22 protein-coding genes, 1 other RNA gene and 1 pseudogene are annotated in these 21,707 nt (G+C 65.1%); 8 read left to right on the top strand and 16 right to left on the bottom strand.

The window, feature by feature from the left end; genetic code table 11:
* Positions 1-162 precede the first annotated feature (162 nt).
* The 4 genes from XF30_RS37075 to XF30_RS37060 form a co-directional block, all read right to left on the bottom strand.
* A complete protein-coding gene (locus tag XF30_RS37075; protein ID WP_025032510.1) occupies positions 163-672 on the bottom strand; it encodes an Lrp/AsnC family transcriptional regulator in 510 nt (169 codons plus the stop codon).
* Between the two features lie 97 nt (positions 673-769).
* Positions 770-1,687, bottom strand: coding sequence for a sugar kinase (locus XF30_RS37070; RefSeq protein WP_109145460.1), 918 nt, complete (start codon positions 1,685-1,687; stop codon positions 770-772).
* An 11-nt stretch (positions 1,688-1,698) separates the two neighbouring features.
* On the bottom strand, positions 1,699-2,640 hold the full coding sequence (gene nudC / locus XF30_RS37065) for an NAD(+) diphosphatase (protein ID WP_109145459.1): 942 nt from the start codon (positions 2,638-2,640) through the stop codon (positions 1,699-1,701).
* A gap of 10 nt (positions 2,641-2,650) precedes the next feature.
* Positions 2,651-3,070 (bottom strand): HIT domain-containing protein, encoded by a 420-nt coding sequence (locus XF30_RS37060; RefSeq protein ID WP_109145458.1) that lies wholly within the window; start codon positions 3,068-3,070, stop codon positions 2,651-2,653.
* A 200-nt stretch (positions 3,071-3,270) separates the two neighbouring features.
* Here XF30_RS37060 and ffs point away from each other — a divergent pair.
* The 5 genes from ffs (at position 3,271) to XF30_RS37035 (ending at position 6,781) form a co-directional block, all read left to right on the top strand.
* Positions 3,271-3,367, top strand: an RNA gene (gene ffs / locus XF30_RS37055) — signal recognition particle sRNA small type.
* Positions 3,368-3,462: 95 nt separating this feature from the next.
* Positions 3,463-5,307 (top strand): DNA polymerase III subunit gamma/tau, encoded by a 1,845-nt coding sequence (locus XF30_RS37050; protein WP_109145457.1) that lies wholly within the window; start codon positions 3,463-3,465, stop codon positions 5,305-5,307.
* 26 nt (positions 5,308-5,333) lie between these two features.
* Positions 5,334-5,654 (top strand): YbaB/EbfC family nucleoid-associated protein, encoded by a 321-nt coding sequence (locus XF30_RS37045; protein ID WP_036014105.1) that lies wholly within the window; start codon positions 5,334-5,336, stop codon positions 5,652-5,654.
* Between the two features lies 1 nt (position 5,655).
* The gene (recR, locus tag XF30_RS37040; RefSeq protein ID WP_036026497.1) at positions 5,656-6,258 is read left to right on the top strand and encodes a recombination mediator RecR; all 603 of its coding nucleotides are present in this window, start codon (positions 5,656-5,658) and stop codon (positions 6,256-6,258) included.
* Between the two features lie 88 nt (positions 6,259-6,346).
* Positions 6,347-6,781 (top strand): hypothetical protein, encoded by a 435-nt coding sequence (locus tag XF30_RS37035; RefSeq protein WP_036041781.1) that lies wholly within the window; start codon positions 6,347-6,349, stop codon positions 6,779-6,781.
* Between the two features lie 134 nt (positions 6,782-6,915).
* Here the strand turns inward: XF30_RS37035 and XF30_RS37030 are convergent, their stop codons facing one another.
* From XF30_RS37030 to XF30_RS37020, 3 genes and pseudogenes are all read right to left on the bottom strand, one after another.
* Positions 6,916-8,277, bottom strand: a complete 1,362-nt coding sequence (locus XF30_RS37030) for an AmpG family muropeptide MFS transporter (RefSeq protein WP_109145456.1) — start codon at positions 8,275-8,277, stop codon at positions 6,916-6,918.
* 195 nt (positions 8,278-8,472) lie between these two features.
* Positions 8,473-8,774 (bottom strand): annotated as a pseudogene (locus XF30_RS37025) (GIY-YIG nuclease family protein).
* Between the two features lie 133 nt (positions 8,775-8,907).
* Positions 8,908-10,107 carry a DNA recombination protein RmuC gene (locus tag XF30_RS37020; protein ID WP_036026501.1) on the bottom strand — a complete coding sequence of 400 codons (1,200 nt, stop codon included), beginning with the start codon at positions 10,105-10,107 and terminating at the stop codon, positions 8,908-8,910.
* A gap of 169 nt (positions 10,108-10,276) precedes the next feature.
* Here XF30_RS37020 and def point away from each other — a divergent pair, with 169 nt between their 5' ends.
* From def to truA, 3 genes are all read left to right on the top strand, one after another.
* Entirely contained in the window at positions 10,277-10,804 is a 528-nt protein-coding gene (def, locus tag XF30_RS37015) for a peptide deformylase (protein ID WP_036041776.1), read from the top strand.
* A 136-nt stretch (positions 10,805-10,940) separates the two neighbouring features.
* A complete protein-coding gene (gene fmt / locus XF30_RS37010) occupies positions 10,941-11,864 on the top strand; it encodes a methionyl-tRNA formyltransferase (protein WP_109145455.1) in 924 nt (307 codons plus the stop codon).
* Between the two features lie 138 nt (positions 11,865-12,002).
* A complete protein-coding gene (gene truA / locus XF30_RS37005; RefSeq protein ID WP_036014097.1) occupies positions 12,003-12,740 on the top strand; it encodes a tRNA pseudouridine(38-40) synthase TruA in 738 nt (245 codons plus the stop codon).
* Between the two features lie 173 nt (positions 12,741-12,913).
* Here truA and dapE read toward each other — a convergent pair whose 3' ends face one another.
* The 9 genes from dapE to yidC form a co-directional block, all read right to left on the bottom strand.
* Positions 12,914-14,080 (bottom strand): succinyl-diaminopimelate desuccinylase, encoded by a 1,167-nt coding sequence (gene dapE / locus XF30_RS37000; RefSeq protein ID WP_109145454.1) that lies wholly within the window; start codon positions 14,078-14,080, stop codon positions 12,914-12,916.
* On the bottom strand, positions 14,077-14,721 hold the full coding sequence (locus tag XF30_RS36995; protein ID WP_036014086.1) for a DUF805 domain-containing protein: 645 nt from the start codon (positions 14,719-14,721) through the stop codon (positions 14,077-14,079). Before XF30_RS36995 ends, dapE begins: the two co-directional genes overlap by 4 nt.
* 146 nt (positions 14,722-14,867) lie before the next feature.
* Positions 14,868-15,713, bottom strand: coding sequence for a 2,3,4,5-tetrahydropyridine-2,6-dicarboxylate N-succinyltransferase (gene dapD / locus XF30_RS36990; protein ID WP_074448081.1), 846 nt, complete (start codon positions 15,711-15,713; stop codon positions 14,868-14,870).
* A 199-nt stretch (positions 15,714-15,912) separates the two neighbouring features.
* Complete coding sequence (locus tag XF30_RS36985; protein ID WP_036014081.1) at positions 15,913-16,602, bottom strand: pyrimidine 5'-nucleotidase; 690 nt, start codon at positions 16,600-16,602, stop codon at positions 15,913-15,915.
* Positions 16,603-16,796: 194 nt separating this feature from the next.
* The gene (locus XF30_RS36980; protein ID WP_036026517.1) at positions 16,797-17,783 is read right to left on the bottom strand and encodes a DUF1036 domain-containing protein; all 987 of its coding nucleotides are present in this window, start codon (positions 17,781-17,783) and stop codon (positions 16,797-16,799) included.
* Positions 17,784-17,944: 161 nt separating this feature from the next.
* Positions 17,945-18,832 carry an acetylglutamate kinase gene (gene argB / locus XF30_RS36975; protein WP_036014067.1) on the bottom strand — a complete coding sequence of 296 codons (888 nt, stop codon included), beginning with the start codon at positions 18,830-18,832 and terminating at the stop codon, positions 17,945-17,947.
* Positions 18,833-18,996: 164 nt separating this feature from the next.
* The gene (locus XF30_RS36970) at positions 18,997-19,362 is read right to left on the bottom strand and encodes a DUF423 domain-containing protein (RefSeq protein ID WP_192893484.1); all 366 of its coding nucleotides are present in this window, start codon (positions 19,360-19,362) and stop codon (positions 18,997-18,999) included.
* Complete coding sequence (yihA, locus tag XF30_RS36965) at positions 19,362-20,015, bottom strand: ribosome biogenesis GTP-binding protein YihA/YsxC (protein WP_036026511.1); 654 nt, start codon at positions 20,013-20,015, stop codon at positions 19,362-19,364. The genes XF30_RS36970 and yihA overlap by 1 nt, the downstream gene beginning before the upstream one ends.
* Positions 20,016-20,129: 114 nt before the next feature.
* On the bottom strand, positions 20,130-21,707 hold a 1,578-nt coding region (yidC, locus tag XF30_RS36960; RefSeq protein WP_244609083.1), incomplete at its 5' end, for a membrane protein insertase YidC.

Below are 21,707 nucleotides of genomic sequence, written 5' to 3'. Positions count from 1 at the left end.
GGAGCACCTGAGAGAGGCGCGATCCGTCCCTCTCGCTCCGCTGTCATGCCCCGGCTTGACCGGGGCATCCAGTACCCCGCGGCTTCTCGATTCTATCACCGGCGTCTGGAATACTGGATCGCCCGATTAAATCGGGCGATGACACTTTCCGCGTGGCGTAAATTAAGCCGCCACCACCGCCGGGATCGGCAGCGCCGTCACCGACTTGATCTTTTCCATCGCGAAGCGCGAGGTGACGTTCTTCAGCGGCACGGCGCTGATCAGCTTCTTGTAGAACACGTCATAGGCCTGCATGTCGGCGACCACGACGCGCAGCATGTAATCGACGTCGCCAGCCATGCGATAGAACTCCATCACCTCCGGCATGGCGCTGACGGCCTCGGCGAACCGTTTCAGCCAGGCATCCGAATGATCGGAGCTCTCGACCGACACGAACACGGAGATGCCGAGCCCGATCTTGTTCTGGTCGACGAGCGCGACGCGCTTGATGATCACGCCGTCGGCCTCCAGGCGCTGGATGCGCTTCCAGCAGGGGGTCGAGGACAGGCCGACCCGGTCGCCGATCTCGGCGACGGAAAGGGAGGCGTCTTCCTGGAGCACCATCAGGATCTTGCGGTCGATGGCGTCGAGGCGGCGGCTGGTCTCGGGAATTTGGACGGCGACATCAGTCATTTGAAGAACTTTGTTTCATTTCAGGGGCAGATTTCCCTGATATAGAGAAAATCTTTCCACAGCAAGCCCATAATCTCAGCGCTTCCATGGAATCGCTCTACGGACGATCGCGCAAAAACCTTTCAACTTCAACGCGTTGTGGGGCGGCCAGGCCGCCGCCATGGCGGGTGCATTTCAACGCTGCGGCGGCCGTGGCGAATCGCATCGCTTCCCGCAACCCCTTACCCTCAGCGAGGCCGAGCGCGAACGCGCCATGGAAGACGTCGCCAGCGCCGAGCGTATCGACCGCCTGGACCGGGAAGGCTGGTGTTTCCTCCAGCGCGCCCGCCTGGTTCAGCCAGATCGTGCCGCGCGGGCCGCGGGTGGCCGCGAGGAAGGCGGGCGTCAGCTCCGCCAGGCGCTTCAAGGCCGCACCGTCGTCAGCGATGCCGGCCGTCTCCTGCAGCTGGGCGCTGGCGAACAGCAGATGCGAGGCGGCCGTGAGCAGGCCGTCCTGCAGCGCCATCGCGCGGTCGACGCCGACGATGACGGGAATGCCGCGCCGGCGTGCCTCGGCGCAAAGCGAGGTCGCGAACGCCGCGCAGCGGCTTTCGACGAGCACCGCCTGACAATCGGCCAGCAAGGCGTCGGCCTCGGGTAGCCTCACGGTCCACAGCGCGGGATCGCGATAGATGGTGAGCGTCCGCTCGCCGGAGGGCTCGATCATGATCGCCGAGACCGGCGTGCTCAGGCCCGGCATGCGCACGATGTGAGTGTTATCGACGCCCTCCTGCGCCATCTGCGCGAGGATGAAGGCGCTCGACGTCTCCTGCGCATCGCCCATGGGACCTGCGAACGCGACGCGGCCGCCGAGCCGCGCCATCGCGATGGCAGCGTTGAGCGCGTTGCCCCCGCACACTTCGGCGAGATGGCTGGCGTTCGCCTTGCCGCCGCGTTCGGGCAAGGCCTCGACGCGCAGGATGAGGTCGCGCACCGGCATGCCGATGCAGAGGATGCGCGGCGCGGTCCCGGCCATCGTCGTTCGGCTCAGCTGCTCTTGTCGTGTACCCAGCGGCCGAGCAGATGATGGGCGATCGCGAACGGATGCGGGCCGGCGAGCCCGTCAGGATGCGTCCGCGTCAGCATCTTCGCCGCCTCCTCGCGCGTGAACCAGCGCGCGTCTTCCAGCTCCATCCGATCGACGACGATGTCCTCGTTCAGCGCCTGCGCGCTGCAGCCGATCATCAGGGACGACGGATAGGGCCAGGGCTGGGTCATGTAGTATTGCACGTCGGTGCAGCGGATCCCGGACTCTTCAAAGATTTCTCGGCGCACCGCGTCCTCGATGGTCTCGGCAGCCTCGACGAAGCCGGCGAGGCAGGAATACATCCCTGCCGGAAACTGCTTCTGGCGTCCGAGCAGGCACTTGTCGCCAGACGCCACCAGCATGATCACGACCGGATCGGTGCGCGGAAAATGCTCGGCCTTGCAACTCGGGCAGTCGCGCTTCCAGCCGCCTTCCTTCATGCTGGTGCGTACGCCGCAATTGGCGCAATAGCCGTGGCGCTGATGCCATCCCACCATCGACTTTGCCATCGCGACGGCCGAGAGCTCCTCGGGCGGGATCGCGCCCTGCATCGCCATGCCGCGCAGCTCGGTCACGGTATAATCCTCGCGGCCGACCAGCTTCTCGGCGGCGGCCTGCGACAGGCCCATGCCGAACACGGCCGCACCGTCGCGAAGCCCGAGGAACACCGTGCCGGGATTGGCGCCGCATTTCAGCGCCTCGTCGATTCCGAGCAGCGCCCGCACCTTGTCGCCCTCGCGCTTCACCAGCAGCGAGTCGCGATAGACCACGTAGGCGCGCGAGGACGGCTTCTGCTCCAGCGCGAACAGCTTTTCGTCGTCGCGGCGCAGATGCGCGGCGCGGTCGAGGACGTTGGTGACGAAGGCCGGCTGCCCGAGCGGAAACGCGTTGAATGCTGACATTATCGTTCTTTCAACCCAACCAGATCTTGCGGCGAAGCGCGCTGATGAAATTCTGAACCTCCGCGGCGTCATGCGCCAGCGGCGGCATCACGCCCCACACCGGCCGCGGCCAGGCCGCGTCACTGGTGCGGCGCGCGATGATGTGGACGTGCAGCTGCGGCACGAGGTTGCCGAGCGCGGCGATGTTGAGCTTGTCGCATTTGGTGATCTCCTTCAGCGCGCGCGAGACGCGGGCGATCTCCGTCATCAGCTGCGCCTGCTGCACCTCGTCGAGATCGATGATCTCGACCGTGTCGGCGCGCCGCGGCACCAGCAGCAGCCAGGGATAATGCGCGTCCTTGATGACCAGCACCTTCGACAGCGGCAGGTCGCCGATATCGATGGTGTCCTCTTTCAGGCGGGAGTGCAGCGACCAGGCGGGTTCGGGCATGAAGGCTTCTCTGGATTGATTCTTACCGTCGCAGAGACCACGCCCCCAGACAACATGCGTGTGCGCCGTGGTCCTTATGCGCCGGACCCGGTTGGACAGGTCGAATGAGGGCGAATTCGGCGCCGGAAGTCCTCAAGCGCCGTCGGATCAGCCCCAGACCCCGCTTGCTTTCCGCTCCCTTTGGCCCCAAATAGGGACCGGGAGATTGGCGGTGGACGAGCCACTCGCCAACCGGGTCAGGTCCGGAAGGAAGCAGCCCTAACGAGGTCCGGATCGGGTCGCTCGTCAGTCTCCTACCTGTTTTTCGAGCGAACCAGCGCCGGCGGCACCAGCCGCCAGCGCGCTCCTTTCCGCAAAAGCCGGCCAAGAGACATTTCATTGCGGATCGACCGATGACCGACGCTGGCGCCCCTCCCGATCCCGACAGCGCCGGCCAGGCCGGCAATGCGCCCTACCGGGTGCTGGCGCGCAAATACCGCCCATCCTCGTTCGACGACCTGATCGGCCAGGAGGCCGTGGTCCGTACCGTCTCCAATGCGTTCGAGACCGGCCGCATTCCGCAGGCCTGGATTCTCACCGGCGTCCGCGGGGTCGGTAAGACCACCACCGCGCGCATTCTCGCCCGCGCACTCAACTACGAGGTGCCGGATGGATCGGTGAAGGGGCCGACCATCCACATGCCGACGTTGGGAGTTCATTGCCAGGCGATCATGGAAAGCCGGCACATGGACGTGCTGGAGATGGACGCCGCCTCGCATACCGGCGTCGACGACGTCCGCCAGATCAATGACAGCGTGCGTTATGCCCCCGCCAGCGCCCGCTACAAGGTCTACATCATCGACGAAGTCCACATGCTGTCGACGGCGGCGTTCAACGCCTTCCTGAAGACGCTGGAGGAGCCGCCGGAGCACGCCAAGTTCGTGTTCGCGACGACGGAGATCCGCAAGGTTCCGGTCACCGTGCTGTCGCGTTGCCAGCGCTTCGACCTGCGCCGCGTCGAGGCCGACGTGCTGATGAAGCACCTCGCCAGCATTGCGGCGAAGGAAAACGTCGAGATCGAGCCGGAAGCGCTCGGCATCGTTGCGCGCGCCGCGGAGGGCTCGGTGCGCGATTCGCTGTCGCTGCTCGACCAGGCGATCGCGCATGCGGCGGGGCAGGTGAAGGCCGATGCCGTCAGGCAGATGCTGGGCCTTGCCGACCGCACCCGGGTCATCGACCTGTTCGAGTCGCTGGCGCGCGGCGACATCGCGTCCGCCTTCAAGGAGTTCCGCGACCAATACGATGTCGGCGCCGATCCCATCGTCGTGCTCTCGGACCTCGCCGAGTTCGTCAATTTCGTCACCCGTGTGAAGGTCATCCCGGCGACCGCCGACAACGTCGCCTATGGCGAGACCGAGCGGGTGCGCGCCAAGGAGTTCGCCTCCAAGATCTCGATGCGCGTGCTGTCGCGGATGTGGCAGATGCTGCTTAAGGGCATCGCTGAGGTGCAGGCCGCAACGCGTCCCGCAGCCGCGGCCGAAATGGTGCTGGTGCGCATCGCCTATGTCGCCGACCTGCCGACGCCCGACGAAGCGATCAGGATGCTGGAGCAGAACGGCGGCGGCTCGCCGGTCGTGAACGGCGGAAGTAGCGCGCGCAGCGGCGCGCCGGCCGCGCCGGCCGCGCCGGTTGCCTCCGCAGCGCCGATGTCGGCTGCGCCCGTGCGCATGCCGACAGCCTCGGCTCCAGCGTTTGGCGGTGGCGCCCGGCCGCAGATGGCGGCGCCCGCGCCGGATACGCAAGGGGCGGCGCCCCAGCTGCGCATCGCGAGCTTCACGCAGCTGGTTGCGCTCGCAGGGCAGAAGCGCGACATCATGACCAAGAGCGCGCTCGAAGGCGACATGCGCCTCGTCCGTTTCGAGGAGGGGCGGCTGGAAGTCGCGCTCGAGCCCAACGCTTCCAAGACCATGATCTCGGAACTTGCGAAGAAGTTCGAGCTGTGGACCGGCCGCCGCTGGACCGTGATCGTCTCCAACGAGCAGGGCCAGCCGACTTTGCGCTCGGTGAACCAGGCGGCTAAGCAGGAGCATGCCCGTACCGCGGAAGCCGATCCGCGCGTGCAGGAGGTGCTGTCGCGTTTCCCCGGCGCCAAGGTCGTCGAGGTCCGCAGGCTTGCTCCCGAGACGCCGGAAACCGATATTAACACCGACTATGGCAGCGACGATCCGCCCGACGGTTCCGACGGCGACGATCTCTGAACCATTCTTTCCAAGGACACGCACCCATGGCTGATTTTCTCGGCATGATGAAACAGGCGGCGCAGCTGCAATCCAAGATGCAGGAGATGCAGGACCAGCTCGCCAACGTCGAGGTCGAAGGCATTTCCGGCGGCGGTCTCGTCGCCGTGCGCATGACCGCGAAGATGGACGTCAAGAGCATCAAGATCGATCCTTCGCTGATGAAGGCCGAGGAGCGCGAGGTGCTGGAAGACCTGCTCGTCACCGCCCTCGCTGATGCGCGCCGCAAGGCCGAGACCGCCATGCAGGAGAAGATGCAGGCCCTCACCGGCGGGCTCGGCCTGCCGCCGGGGCTGTTCGGCCAATAAGATGGGCGCTGTTGCAGGTCCCGAGATCGAGCGGCTGGTCCAGCTGCTCGCGCGGCTGCCGGGCCTCGGTCCGCGCTCGGCGCGGCGCGCGGCGCTGCATCTGATCAAGAAGCGCGAAGCACTGATGATGCCGTTGTCGAGCGCCTTGCAGGTGGCGCTGGACAAGGTCCAGGTCTGCAAGACCTGCGGCAACATCGACACGCAAAATCCCTGCACGGTCTGCACCGATCCGAAGCGCGATCCTGCCATCATCGTCGTCGTCGCCGATGTCGCCGACCTCTGGGCGCTGGAGCGGGCCAATGCGACCCAGGGTCGCTATCATGTACTCGGCGCGACATTGTCGCCGCTCGACGGCGTCGGCCCGCAGGACCTCACCATCGACGCGCTGGTGGCGCGCGCGCATGATTCGCAAGTGCATGAAATCATCCTAGCGCTGAATGCGACGGTGGACGGTCAGACCACGGCGCATTACATCACCGACCTGCTTCAGGACGCCAATGTGAAGGTGACGCGGCTCGCCCACGGGGTTCCCGTCGGCGGCGAGCTTGATTATCTCGATGAAGGTACGCTATCGGCTGCGATGCGGCAGCGCACCCTGTTCTAGAGCGTTTTCGAGCGAAGTGGATACCGGTTCGCGTGAAGAAAACGCGTCAAAACAGGAATCTCCATCCAGACTTTACGGAACGGACGACATGACGAAACTTTTCGCCACGCGATGGGCTTTGGTCGCGACGATGCTGATGCTGGTGACCCCGGCCATCTCCGCGCAGCAGGGCGACGCGGCGCTGCCGCCGTCCAAGCCCGGCAAGCCGATCAACACTGGCGATGTGCTCTCCGGCGAGCTCAACGCGATGAAGGTGCGCGACGTCAAGAACGGCAAGCGCGTCGCGACCTACCAGATCACGTCGGAACCGCGCCGCCTGCCGCCGCCGAACGGGCTCTGCAATCTCGAAACCGGCCCCGAGACGTTCCAGCTCGTCACCTCCAGCGAGGCGCAGGCCGCCCAGCTGAAATCCTTCGTCGGCAAGGAGATCTCCGTGAAGGTGGACGAGGTCGCCTGCGCCAGCGATCCCGGCCAGATGAGCGAGGCCGTGATCACGAAGTGGAGCCTGATCAAGAAGCAGTAGGGGTGGAGTCGTCTCCCCGATTCCGGTGTCATCGCCCGCGAAGGCGGGCGATCCAGTACGCCGCAGCTTCTCGGTCGATCACGACTGTCTCGGAGTACTGGATGCCCCGCCTTCGCGGGGCATGACAGGGGTGCCTACACCCGCACCGGCCCCAGTGCCTCGAAATGCCCGCGCTTCTGCAAGTACGCCAGCAACATCAGGCTCGGGATGGCGACGAGGACGGAGATCGCGAAGAACATCGGCCAGCCCGTCGCTTTCGCCAGATAGCCTGCGCCCGACGACAAATAGGTCCGTCCTACGGCGGCGAGCGCCGTCAGCAGTGCATATTGGGTCGCCGTGTGCAGCGGGTTCTGGCACAGCGCCGAGAGATAGGCGACGAAGATCACGGTGCCGATGGCGTTGCAGAAATTGTCGGAGGTGATCGCCAGCGTCAGCGCCCATTCGTTGACGCCGACAATCGCAAGCCACGAGAACGACAAATTGGACATCGCCTGCACGATGCCGCCGATCCACAGGCTGGTCGCGAGCGAATAGCGTCGGGCCACGAAGCCGCCGGCAAAGCCGCCGGCCAGGGTCGCGATGATGCCGACGCCCTTGACGATCACGGCATAGTCGTTCCGCGTGAAGCCGATATCGATGACGAACGGCACGGTCATGTTGCCGGAGAACGCGTCGGTGAACTTGAACAGCACGACGAAGGCGAGCACGACCCATGCTTCCTTGCGTCGCAGGAATTCCGAGAACGCGCCCAGCGCCGCATGGAACACCCGCGTGAGCGCGCCCTCGTCCTGCGTGGCGGCCTCGGCGCGCGCGGATTGTGCGGGCTCGGTAGCGGCGAGCGCAGTCACCGTGCCGATCAGCACCAGAGCCGCCATCACCACATAGCCCCACATCCAGGCAGCGCCACGAGGAACGATCGCCTCGAAGCCGGTGACGATGAACAGGGCGCCTGCGGTCGATACCAACATGCCGATGCGATAGGCGGCGACATAGGCGGCCATGCCGGCGGCCTGCTCGCTTTCGGGCAGGCTCTCGACGCGGAAAGCATCGACCACGATGTCCTGCGTCGAGGACATCGTCGCGACCAGCAGCGCACCAAGCGCGACCAGCAGCGGCGAACGTGCCGGATCGGTCAGCGCCAACAGCAGAATCGCGCCGATCAGCAGCAGCTGCGAAAACACCAGCCACCCGCGGCGGCGTCCGAAGGCATGCGTGAAGAACGGCACATGCAGCGCATCGACCAGCGGCGCCCACAGGAATTTGAGCGTGTAGGGCGTTCCAACCAGCGCAAACAGCCCGATCGTTCCAAGATCAACCCCGGCCTCGGCCATCCACACCAGCAGCGTCGATCCCGACAGCGCCAGCGGTAGCCCCGAGGAGAAGCCGAGAAACAGCACGATCAGCACCCGCGGCTGCAGGTAAACGGCAAGGCTGTCGCGCCAGGAGGACGAGGCGGCAGAAGCCGCGGCAGGGGAGGTCGCGTCGGGTGCGGTCATGGGGGGCGTGTTAGCAGATTCTGGGGGAAAAGACCCTCGCGGTAGCTGGTGAGACGGGAGAGCTTCCAACACGCTCGGTGTCATCGTCCGCGAAGGCGGACGATCCAGTACTCCGCGGCGTCTCGGTTCAACCACACGGGCTGCGGAATACTGGATGCCCCGCCTTCGCGGGGCATGACATCGAGCATGACGCCATCATGATGGTCCGGCTATCCCAGGATAGAGGTCATCCCAGTTTGGGTTATGCTGCTCGATCAAGCGGACCTTCCAGGCCCTATTCCACTTCTTCAACCGCTTCTCCCGCTTGATCGCATTCTCGGGATGGTCGAACTGCTCGAAGTAGACAAGTCGGGCAACGTCGTACTTCTCCGTGAAGCTTTCGATGACCTTCAACCTGTGCTGCGCCACCGGCGGATGAGATCGTTCGCCACGCCGATATAGAGCGTGCCGCCAATTCGGCTGGCGAGAATGTACACGTCGTACTGGCGTGGATCCATCTTCGCCTTCCATTCCGCCGTCATCGTCCGCGAAGGCGGGCGATCCAGTAAACGCCGGCACGTCGGCTTAACAACGATCGTCACGGCGTACTGGATGCCCCGCCTTCGCGGGGCACGACAGTGTGCCCTAGTCTCACTCCCCCGCCTGGAGCTTGCGCGGAAACAGCTCTGCCGCTCCCGTCGCCACCAGGCGCGGCGCCTCCGGCGCATCGCTCTTGCTGAAATCGAGCTCCTCGATTCGCCCTGCGCGCTTTTCGATCTTGTCGGCGGAGATCAGCACCTGGCGGACGTCCTCGTTCACGTCGGCAAAATGCTTTTGCAGCTTGAGCACGCGGTCGCGCAGGCGCCCCAGATCGTCGCCGAGCTTGATCACCTCGGTGCGGATCTGGTCGGCGGCGTCGCGCATGCGCGCGTCTTTCATGATCTGCTGCATCACCTGGATCGCGAGCATCAGCAGCGACGGCGACACCAGCACGACGCGGGCGCGATAGGCCTTCTGGATCACGTCGTCGAAGCCGTCATGGATCTCGGCATAGACCGATTCCGACGGCACGAACATCAGCGCCATCTCCTGGGTCTCGCCGGTGACGAGGTATTTTTCCGCGATGTCGCTGACATGCTTCATCACGTCGCCGCGCAGCCGCTGCGTGGCAACGCGCCGCTCCTCGTCGGTGCGGGCGTCGTGCAGCGCCGTCATCGCCTCCAGCGGAAACTTCGCGTCGATGCAGAGCGGGCGCTGATCGGGCAGGAACACGACGCAGTCCGGCCGCTTGCCGGTCGAGAGCGTGAACTGGAACTCGTAGGAGCCCTTGGGCAGACCGTCCTGGACGATCGCCTCCATCCGCGCCTGGCCGAACGCGCCGCGCGACTGCTTGTTGGCGAGTACGTCGCGCAGGGTGGTCACCTGCGTGGTGAGGTCGGTGAGGTTCTTGTGCGCGTTGTCGATGATGCCGAGCCGTTCATGCAGCGCGCGCAGGCTCTCCATGGTGTTGCGGGTCGAATGTTCCATGGACTGGCCGACCCGATGCGTCACCGAATCAAGTCGCTCGTTGACGGCGCGCGCCATCTCGGCCTGGCGGCCGGCGAGCGCCTGGGTCATGGCGTCGACCCGCCCCGAGGCCTCGCTCTGGGCGTGCAGCACCTGGGCGAGCCGCTCCTCGAGCTCGTCGGCACGGATTGCGTTCGCCATGGCGAGTTCCGCGCCACGCCGCCCCGAGCGCGCGATCACAACCGCAATCACAACCAGCAGGATGAGGACGAGCGCACCGAAGCCGATCAGCGCATCGACGATGCGCACCGGCCAGTCGCCCAGCATGACAATGATCTCGTTCATGCCGCCTTGTAGCCGATTCGCTGCGCTCTCGCGAACGAAGAGGGAACATTCTGGGTTAACCGGGCCCTAATTTTCATGGTTAATGAAAGGTGAAGTTTTATGGTTAGCGAGGGGTTAAGGGGTTCCGGGCCGCATTGACCGCATCCGGCGCGCGGCTTAAATCGCGGCCATGGCCCTCAGAGAAATCATCATCCTGCCCGACAAGCAGCTGCGCCTGGTCTCCAAGCCGATCGAGAAGGTCACGGCGGAGATCCGCAAGCTTGCCGACGACATGTTCGAGACCATGTACGACGCGCCCGGCATCGGGCTGGCGGCGATCCAGGTTGCGCAGCCCTTGCGTCTGATCACGATGGACCTCGCCAAGCGCGACGAGAACGGCGAGACCAAGCCGCTGCCGCGCGTCTTCATCAACCCCGAGATCATCGCCTCGTCCGAGGAACTGTCGGTCTACGAGGAAGGCTGCCTGTCGATCCCGGAATATTATGAGGAGGTCGAGCGTCCCGCGAAGGTGCGCGTGCGCTTCACCGATCTCGACGGTAAGGTGCACGAGGAGGATGCCGAAGGCCTCTACGCCACCTGCATCCAGCACGAGATCGACCATCTCAACGGCGTGCTGTTCGTCGACTATCTGTCCAAGCTCAAGCGCGACCGCGTCATGAAGAAGTTCGAGAAAGCCGCCAAGCGCGCGGCGGAGTGATAATTCCTCCGCCGTCATGCCCGGGCTTGTCCCGGGCATCCACGTTCTTTGCCGCCGCGAGCAGGACGAACGTGGATGGCCGGGACAAGCCCGGCCATGACGAGTACCTTGCTCGTTTCAAGGATTGTCTCGTCAAATGCCCCTTCGCCTCATCTTCATGGGCACGCCCGATTTCTCCGTGCCGACGCTGCTCGAGCTGGTCGCGCATGGGCACGAGATCGCGGCGGTCTACACCCGCGCGCCCAAGCCGGGCGGCCGGCGCGGCCTGCAATTGCAGCCGACGCCGGTCGAGGAGGCCGCGCGAAAGCTCGGCATTCCCGTGCTGACGCCGAAGACGCTGAAGTCCGAGCAGGCGCTGGCGGAGTTCCGCGCGTTCGATGTCGACGCGGCCGTTGTCGTCGCCTACGGCATGATCCTGCCGCAGGCGATCCTCGATGCGCCAAAACTCGGCTGCTACAATCTGCATGCCTCGCTGTTGCCGCGCTGGCGCGGCGCTGCGCCGATCAACCGCGCCATCATGGCAGGTGACGCCGAGAGCGGCGTGATGGTGATGAAGATGGATGTCGGCCTCGATACCGGCGACGTCGCCATGGCCGAGCGCATCGCTATCACCGACGGCATGACCGCGCTCGACCTGCACGATCGCCTGTCCCGGTTGGGGGCCGACCTGATGGTGCGCGCGATGGCCGCGCTCGAACGCGGCGGGCTCCAGCTCAAGGCGCAGAGCGCGGACGGCGTCACCTACGCCGCCAAGATCGAGAAGGCCGAGGCGCGGATCGACTGGACAAAGCCGGCGCGCGCAGTGCTGCGCCACGTCCATGGCCTCTCGCCCTTCCCCGGCGCCTGGAGCGAGCTTGACGATGCCCGCGTCAAAATCCTGCGTTGCGAGTTGGCGCAAGGCGCCGGCGCGCCTGGCGAGGTGCTCGACGATCAGCTTATCGTCGCCTGCGGCGACGGCGCCATCCGCATCATCGAGCTGCAGCGCGAGGGCAAGGCCCGCATGCAGGCCGCGGACTTCCTGCGCGGCGTGCCGTTAAAGGCGGGATCCAAATTCACCTGACACTGTCATACCCCGCGAAGGCGGGGTATCCAGTACGCCGAGGCTTCTCGGTCAATCGGATAAGCTGCGGAGTACTGGGTTGCCCGCCCCAGTGCGCAACAGCGCACAAGGCGGGCAATGACGACGAAACTGGACACGATGCCCCGCTACAAGCTCACCATCGAATATGACGGCGCGCCGTTCTTCGGCTGGCAGGTGCAGGACACGCTGCCGTCGGTGCAGGGCGCGCTCGAGGCGGCCGTGAAGGCGATGACCGGGGCGGATCTGCGCGTGCACGGTGCCGGCCGCACCGATGCCGGCGTGCATGCGCGCGGCCAGGTCGCGCATGTCGACGTCGACAAGCAGTTTCCGCCGGGCCGTTTTCGCGACGGGCTCAACGCGCATCTGCGCCCGCATCCGATCGCGGTGCTCGAGGCCGAGATCGTGCCCGACGATTTCGAGGCGCGCTTCTCGGCGGTCAAGCGCCACTACCGCTATCGCATCGTCAACACTCGCGCCAATCTCGCGCTCGATGTCGGCCACGCCTGGCGCGTGCCGCGCAAGCTCGATGCCGACGCAATGCACGCGGCGGCGCAGCGCCTGCTCGGCAAGCACGATTTCACCACCTTTCGCGACACCGAGTGCCAGGCCAAATCGCCGGAGAAGACACTCGACCAGCTGGACGTGATCCGCGATGGCCGCGAGATCAACGTCATCACCTCGGCGCGCTCGTTCCTGCACAGCCAGGTGCGCTCGATGGTGGGATCCCTGGTCTGGGTCGGCGAGGGCCGCTGGACCGCCGACGATCTCTCCGCCGCACTCAAAGCCCGCAACCGCACCGCCTGCGGCATCGTCGCCCCGCCCGAGGGGCTGTATTTGATGAAGGTGGATTATTAGGCGAGCGGCGCAGAGAGCGGGCACGCTCTCGCCAAACCTCGGTGTCATGCCCCGGCTTGACCGGGGCATCCAGTACGCCGCGGCCTCTCGGCTCAATCACTGCCGTCTCTGGAATACTGGATCGCCCGGTCAAGCCGGGCGATGAGGGTCGTGTTTATGGAGGCAACACTGCCTCAAGCAAAATACCGCGCCAAAATCCCGCGATACACTTTCGTCAGCCTCTCCAGATCCGCCACCGGCACGCGCTCGTCGATCTGGTGCATGGTCTGCCCGACCAGGCCGAACTCGATCACGGGGCAATAGAAGGAGATGAATCGCGCATCCGACGTGCCGCCTGAGGTCGAGAGCTCGGGCTTGCGCCCCGTCACCTCCTCGATCGCGGAGACCGCGAGATCGGTGAACGGACCCGGCTTGGTCACGAACACGTTCGAGTTCGAGGGCTCCCAGACGATGCGGGCCTTGATGCGGTTGCCGCAGGCTTTGGCGAGACGCGTCTCCACCAATTCACGCAAGCTCGCCTGGGTGTGGTTGTCGTTGTAGCGGATGTTGAATCTTGCGCGGGCCTCGCCGGGGATGACGTTGAAGGCCTTGTTGCCGACGTCGACCGAGACGAATTCGAGATTGGACGCCTGGAATTGCGCGCTGCCATGGTCGAGCGGCTCGTCGGAGATCGCGACGATCAGCCGCGAGATATCAGGCACCGGATTGGAGGCGCGGTGCGGATAGGCGACGTGGCCCTGCACGCCGTCGACGACGAGCGTGCCGGATTGCGAGCCGCGCCGGCCGATCTTGATGGTGTCGCCGAGCGTCTCGACGTTGGAAGGCTCGCCGAGCACGCAATGGTCGAATTTCTCGCCGCGCTCGGCGACCCATTTCAGCAGCTTGATGGTGCCGTTGATCGAGACGTCTTCCTCGTCGCCGGTGATCAGGAACGAGATCGAGCCCTTTCCGTCGCTGCGCGGCTTGCCGCCGTTGGCGGCGAGATGCTCCAGCACCGCGGCGACCGAGCAGGCGATGCCGCCTTTCATGTCGACCGCGCCGCGGCCATGCAGCACGCCGTCCTTCACCTCTCCGGAGAACGCGCCGACGCTCCAGGCGCTCTCGTCGCCGGGCGGCACCACATCGGTGTGGCCTGCGAAGGTGATGTGCGGACCGTCGGTGCCGATCCGAGCGTAGAGATTGTCGACGTCGGCGGTGCCTTCCTCGCTGAAGGTCACGCGGTGACAGGTGAAACCGGCAGCGCCCAGGATTTTTTCGAGCACCCCGAGCGCGCCGGCATCGGCCGGAGTGACTGAAGGGCAACGGATCAGGTCGCGGGCGATCGAGAGGGCATCGGTCATGCGCCCCGCTTAACATGCATGCCGCCGGGTGGGCTAGCGCTGGGCGGAACAATTTCGATCTCGCGGCCCTGGTCCCAGCTCTTCGCAGGCGGCGAGGCGGGCGTGGACTCATACGCGATCCCGGCCAGCGGATCAGGCCCGAACCGGTTATCGCCGACAGTGCCGGGCACGCAGAGCATCTCGACGAGACCCCACAGCCACAGCATCGAAGCGGCGAGGTTGAAAAGAAGCATCACGCTGGTGTCGGGGAGCAGGTCCGAGAACTGGTTGAACAGGCCGGGCACGAGGAAAAACGGAACGAGCCACCAGCCGCTCCTGTCACGGTCGTGCAGCCGCTTGATCGCCGTTGCCAGATAGACCCACAGGAACAGCGACATGCCGAATGCCCTCAGGATCAGAGGCGCGCGGTCGGTAGACGCGAGTGAAGGGTGTTCCCGGGGATCGGCCAGCTTGAACAGATCGCCAAGGCCGAAATCGAGCTTGAGCGAGAGCTTCAACGATCCGTCGGCATTGGGCAGATGAATGATCTGACCGATCACCTCCAGCAAGCCTGCCAGCAGCGCAACGATCAGCAGCGCCTGCCACAGCAGGGCGCGATTGATGCGGCCGTCGAAGCGGAATAGGTACCAGATCCAGTCCATGCGAGTGGCTCCGGGCGGAATGGCCGCCCGGAAATTGGTCGCGATGGAGGGAGGGTGGGTTCGATCCTAGCAGCGAATGGTGAATGGTGAATGGCAAGTAGGATTGGCGCCCTATTCGCCACTGGCCATTCGCTACTCGCCTTGCATCAATCCCGCAGCAGCTCGTTGATGCTGGTCTTCGACCGCGTGCGCTCGTCGACGCGCTTGACGATCACGGCGCAAGCGGTGCTCGGGCCGATCTGGCCGTTCTTCATCGGCTTGCCGGGCAGCGCGCCGGGCACCACGACGGAATATTCGGGCACTTCGCCCATGAAGACCTCGCCGGTCTCGCGGTCGACGATCTTGGTCGAGGCTCCCAGGAACACGCCCATCGCCAGCACCGCGCCCTTGCGCACGATCACGCCTTCGGCGACTTCCGAGCGCGCGCCGATGAAGCAATCGTCCTCGATGATGACCGGCTCGGCCTGCAGCGGCTCGAGCACGCCGCCGATGCCGGCGCCGCCCGAGATGTGCACGCGCTTGCCGATCTGCGCGCAGGAGCCGACGGTGGCCCAGGTGTCGACCATCGTGCTCTCATCGACATAGGCGCCGAGATTGACGAAGGACGGCATCAAGACGACGTTCTTGGCGATGAAGGCCGAGCGGCGGACGATCGCGCCGGGCACCGCGCGAAAACCGGCATCGCGGAAGCGGTTCGGGCCCCAGCCTTCGAACTTCGAGGGCACCTTGTCCCACCAGCTTGCCTTGCCGGGGCCGCCGCCAATGACGTCCATGTCGTTGAGGCGGAACGACAGCAGCACGGCCTTCTTCAGCCATTGATTGACCTTCCACTTGCCGTCGCTGCCGCGCTCGGCAACGCGCGCCTCGCCCTTGTCAAGGATCTCCAGCGACTGGTCGACGGCCTCGCGCACCTCGCCCTTGGTCGTGGTCGAGATGCCTTCACGCGCCTCGAAGGCGCTGTTGATGGTGGATTCGAGGGCTGCAAGGGACATCGTGATTTCCTCTGGGAAGCGCGTGGTTTCGCGAGAATTGGAGCGCTTTTTCGGGATTTGGCGGAGCGGAGTCAAGGCTGCGTTCTGGATCACCACCCGGGAAGACCCGTAGCCCGGATGGAGCGAAGCGCAATCCGGGACAGTCTCTCCGCAACTACGCCAGCCCCGGATTACGCTGCGCTCCATCCAGGCTACGAAATCACCCCGACAACTTTGCCAAAAACCCCGCCAGATCATCCGTGACGTGGTCGACATGGGCGGCGTCGCGGCCTTCCAGCTCCCAGTCCTCGCGCACCACCTCCTTGGTGCCGTCGGGCACCACCAACACGGTGGTCATGCCGAGCCGGTAGGGGACGGTGAGGTTGCGGGCGAGGTCCTCGAACATGGCGGCGCGGGTCGGATCGACCGCATGCTGGCCGAGGAACTTGCGGTAGGTCTGCTCCGCCGGCTTCGGTTCGAACTCGGCGGCGATGATGTCGAACACGCCGTCGAAATGGTCGGCGAAGCCGAGCCGCGCCAGCACGGCATCGACATGGTCGACCGAGCCGTTGGTGAGGATCAGCTTGCGGCCCGGCAGCTTTGCGATGGCCGCGCCAAGCGCCGGATTCGGCTCCAGCGGAGAGTGGTCGATCTTGTGGACATAGGCGAGGTAGTCGTCGGCGGAGACGCCGTGCAGGGTCATCATGCCGCGCATCGTGGTGCCGAAGCGGCGATAATAGTCTTTCTGGATCGCCCGCGCTTCCTCCGGGCCGACATTCAGCCAGTTGCAGACGAACTCCCCGATCCGCGCATCGACCTGCTGCCACAGATTGACGTGATGCGGATAGAGCGTGTTGTCGAGGTCGAACACCCAGGTGTCGACATGGTTGAAGCTGCGGGGGAAGGTCATATCGGCATTCTCAACTTGTCGTCCCGGGGCGCGCGAAGCGCGAGCCCGGGACCCATAACCCCAGGGAGGAGTTTTGCGAAGACTCGGGGTGACCAGCTTCCCTCCGCAACCACTCCCTGGAGTTATGGGTCCCCGCCTTCGCGGGGACGACGGCGGAGCTTGTGGATGCTTGCGTGTTGATCATTGCGCCAATCTCACGGCACGGCAAAGCGCAGCGTCTTGCCGCCGCTCGACATGTCTACCGCGCCGAAGCCCGTTGGCGCAAAGCCGCGCGCGCCGCAATCGGTCTGCTCGCTGGTCTCGAACTTGGTCTCGCGTGTGCAGAGCTGCCGGTCGCCGCCCCAGTTCAGCGGCTTGTCCTTCAGCTTGACGATTCGGTTGTCGGCGTCGACCGCCTCGGCGAAGCTGAAAATCTGCTTCGGCTGGCCTGATACATCGGGGTGCAGGCAGGTCTTGGGATCGATGCGATACCAGCCGCGGCTGGTCACGGCCTTGCCGTCGTCGGTCGCGATCGCCGCCATCACCTTGTGCGGCGTGTCGTTGCACCAGGTGAGGCCGGTCGCGGACGGCGTCTGCACGGCATCGACCATGGTCTTGAAGAAGTTCTGCGAGCCCACGATGTCGGACGACAAGCCCCGGCTCTTCAGGAATGCGGCCAGCGCGCTCTGCGTCTTCGGCCCGTCGACGCCATCGATCGGCGCGGCGTCGTAGCCTGCGATCACCAGGAGCCGCTGGATGCCGGCGAGGCGCGCCTGCTCGTCGTCATATTCGGAATCCTCGGCGAGATAAGCGACGAGGTTGCCGTCCGGGCTTTGCGTCGGCGTCACCTGTGTGAAGGGAACCTGCGTCTGGCCGCTGCGGCACTGCCTGGCCGCCGCGATGACGAAATTGTCCTGCGCGACGCACAGCATGTCGTTGCCGCTTTGCGGGATCGGGGACGCGCCGTAGACGCCGAGCGCGCGCGCGTTGAGCAGGATGCGGTCGGCGGTCAGCGTGCCCTGCACCACCACGCGGCAGGCGGCGGGATCGATCCTGAACCAGCCGCGCGTCGCGGTGGCCGCCTTGTCGTCGATGCCGATCGCGGCCTCGACCACATAGGACATGCGGTTGCAGATCTTGAGGTCGGCGATCGCCGGCGCCGAGGAGAAGAAGAAGGAGACAGTTGCGGCAGGCAGCGTCATCAGGAAGCGGGTGAGGGGGGAGCGGCGTGGATGACGCTCTCTCAAATCGTCATGGCCGGGCTTGACCCGGCCATCCACGTCTTTGCCGCGAGAAGAAAGGTCGTGGATGCCCGGGACAAGCCCGGGCATGACGACCTTCTTCCGCTGCTCGCGTTCCCGCATCACTTGTGGATCAGCGTGCCCGTGCCCTGGTTGGTGAAGAGCTCGAGCAGCACCGCGTGCTGCATCTTGCCGTCGATGATGACGACGCCCTCGACGCCCTGCTCCAGCGCGTAGATGCAGGTCTCGACCTTCGGGATCATGCCGCCGGAGATGGTTCCGTCGGCGATCAGTTTTCGCGCGTCCTTCACCGACAATTGCGGGATCAGCTTCTTCGACTTGTCGAGCACGCCGGGCACGTCGGTGAGCAGCAGCAGGCGCTTGGCTTTCAGCGCGCCGGCGACGGCCCCTGCAAAGGTGTCGGCGTTGATGTTCAGCGTCTGGCCCTCTTTCGAGGTTGCGAGCGGCGCCAGCACCGGGATCAGCTCGTAGCCGATCAGCTGGTTCAGCAAAGTGAGGTCGACCTTCTCGGGGTCGCCGACGAAGCCGAGATCGATCGCCTTCTCGATGTTCGAGTCGGGATCGACGATGGTGCGCGTCGTCTTGGTCGCCTTCACCATGTTGCCGTCCTTGCCGGACAGGCCCACCGCCTTGCCGCCGGCCTCGTTGATGTAGCCGACGATCTGCTTGTTGACGGAGCCGGCGAGCACCATCTCGACGATCTCGATGGTCGCGGCATCGGTGATGCGCAGGCCCGCGGCGAATTCCGAGACGATCCCAAGACGCTTGAGCATGGTCGCGATCTGCGGCCCGCCGCCATGCACCACCACCGGATTGATCGCGGTCTGCTCCAAGAGCACGATGTCGCGGGCAAAGTTCTTCGCGGTCTCCTCGTCGCCCATGGCATGGCCGCCATATTTGATGACGATGGTTTCCTCGTCATATTGCTGCATGTGCGGCAGCGCTTCGGACAGGATGCGGGCCTGGTCGAGCGGAGAGATGTCGGTCATGTCGCGGTCTCGCTGGCGGGTCGAATGGTGCGCGTTCTATCCGATTGGCGGGGACAGCGCAAAGGTGTGGCAGCTATGTAGCCCGGATGGAGCGCAGCGTAATCCGGGATTCGTCGCCGCAGACACCGGCCCCGGATGCGCTTCGCTCCATCCGGGCTACGGATTCAGCGCTTCGCCGCCACCGCCGCCACGCTTACCGCCAGCCAGCTCGCAATCATCACCATCCCGCCCGTCGGCGCCGCCATCGGAAACAGCGCGTGCCCGGCATACTGCCGCAAGGTGAGGTCGCCTGCGAACAGCGCGGCACCGATCGCGAAGCCGAACGTCGCCACGAGTCCAATTCCGCCGTGCAGAAGGCCGCGCGTGAGCAAGGCGATGGTCGCAAGTATGGCACTTGCATGAAACAGCAGCATGGCGCTGGCGGAGGCAAGACGGCTCGCGTCGGCACCATGGGCGGACGCGGCGGCCAGCGCGACGCCGGCGGCGCCCATCAAGCCGGCAAGCCCGATCAGCAGGCGGTGCGCTGCCATCACGAGGCCCGCTCTTCCAGGAGCTTCGCCATCGCGGCGCGAAGCTCGGCCATGCCGGTCGCGCTGCGCGACGAGGTCGCGAGCACGGTCGGGAACGCGGCCGGATGCTTGGCGAGCACGGCCTCGGTCTCGGCGATGCGTGCTTGCAGCTCGGCGACTTTCACCTGGTCGGCCTTGGTCAGCACGATCTGGTAGCTGACGGCGGAGCGGTCGAGCGTCTTCAGCACCTCGAGATCGACATCCTTGATCCCGTGCCGCGCATCGATCAGCACGTAGACGCGCGCGAGACTGGCGCGTCCCAGCAGGAATTTGTGGATCAGCTCGGTCCAGGACGCGACCTGGCTCTTCGGCGCCTTGGCATAGCCGTAGCCGGGCATGTCGACGAGGCGCAGGTCGTTCTTGCCGGGGACCTCGAAGAAGATCAGCTCCTGGGTGCGGCCCGGCGTATGCGAGGTGCGCGCCAGCGCGTTGCGGCCCGTGAGCGCGTTGATCAGGCTCGACTTGCCGACATTGGAGCGCCCGGCAAAGGCGATCTCCAGCCCCGCCATCGGCGGCAGCGTTTCGATCGAAGGCGAGGCCCAGATGAACTGCCAGTCGCGGGCGAACAGCTTGCGCCCGGCCTCGATCAGCTTCGCATCTTTGTCGTCGGTCATGCGAAGCCTCGCTGTTTCCTTGCGTCATTGCGAGCGAAGCGAAGCAATCCAGAAATGTATCCGCCGAGGGACTCTGGATTGCTTCGTCGCAAGGGCTCCTCGCAATGACGACGCTTACGTCGCCTTCCTCGCGAACGTTGCCTTGAGATTGTCGAGTAATTCCACCTTCACGCCGTTGCGGCGCATGATGTAGCCCTGCTGGACCACCGAGAGCAGGTTGTTCCAGGCCCAGTAGATCACGAGGCCCGCCGGGAATCCCGCCAGCATGAAGGTGAAGATCAGCGGCATCCAGTTGAAGATGATCTGCTGGGTCGGATCCGGCGGCGTCGGATTTAGCTTCATCTGGATCCACATCGTGATGCCCATGATGATCGGCCAGATGCCGAGCGCGAGGTAATAGCCGAACACCGGAATCGTGGTCGGATCGAACGGGAGCAGCCCGAACAGGTTGAAGAGGTTGGTCGGGTCAGGCGCGGAGAGGTCCTTGATCCAGCCGAAGAACGGCGCGTGCCGCATCTCGATGGTGACGAACAGCACCTTGTAGAGCGCGAAGAACACCGGAATCTGGATCAGCACGGGCAGACAGCCGGCGACCGGATTGATCTTCTCCTTGCGGTAGATCTCCATCATCTCCTGCTGCTGCTTCACCTTGTCGTCGGGATAGCGCTCCTTCAGTGCCAGCAGCTGCGGCTGGATCGACTTCATCTTCGCCATCGAGGCGTAGGACTTGTTCGCCAGCGGGAAGAACAACAGCTTCACGATCACCGTGACGAGCAGGATCGAGACGCCGAAATTGCCGAAGAAGCGGAAGAAGAAGTCGAGGCCGAGGAACATCGGCTTGGTGAGGAAATAGAACCAGCCCCAGTCGATCAGCAGGTCGAACTGGTTGAGGCCGAGCGCCTTGTTGTAGCCGCCGAGGCCCGCGAGCGGGAAGTTGATGCCGACCACGCCGGCTTCCTTGGCGCCTGCGAACAGCCGCGCGTTGGCCGTCGCGGTGCCGCCGATCGCGACGGTGACGGGGTCGAGCAGATAGTCGGTCTGGTAGGTATGGACCTTGCCGACCGGGTTCGACGAGAAACGTGCCTGGAGCTGGGCGTTGGTATCCGGCAGCAGCGCGGAGGCCCAGTATTTGTCGGTGATGCCGAGCCAGCCATTGGTGGCCTTGAAGTTCACCTGCTTGGCTTCGTCGATCTTGCTGTAGGCATATTCCTGCAGCCTGTGTTCGCCGAGATAGCCGATCAGGCCCTCATGCAGGATATAGTAGCCGGAGACATGCGGCGCGCCGTGGCGCGAGATCAGCGCGAACGGATAGAGCGTGACGGGCGCGTTGCCGACATTGCTCACCTCGTCCTTGATGGTGAAGAGATAATGGTCGTCGACGGCGATGGTGCGGCGGAAAGTCAGGCCGTCGCCATTGTCCCATTTCAGCACCACGGGCGTCGACGGCGTCAGGCTGCCGCTGCCCTCCTGCTGCCAGACGGTCTGTGCATCCGGCATCTTTGCCGTCACGCCCGTCGCCGCGACCCAGCCGAACTCGGCGTAATAGGGCTCCGCCGTGCCCGACGGCGAATAGAGGACGATCGGCGGCGATTTCGGATCGACCGTCTCGCGATATTGCACCAGCGCGATGTCGTCGATGCGGCCGCCCTTCAGCGAGATGCTGCCGGCGATCCGCGGCGTCTCGATCTTGAC

This window comes from Bradyrhizobium sp. SUTN9-2 (genome assembly GCF_003122645.1).
Lineage (GTDB): Bacteria > Pseudomonadota > Alphaproteobacteria > Rhizobiales > Xanthobacteraceae > Bradyrhizobium > Bradyrhizobium yuanmingense.
Note: the sequence above shows the minus strand (reverse complement) of the source record. Positions and strands in the feature narration are given on the sequence as shown.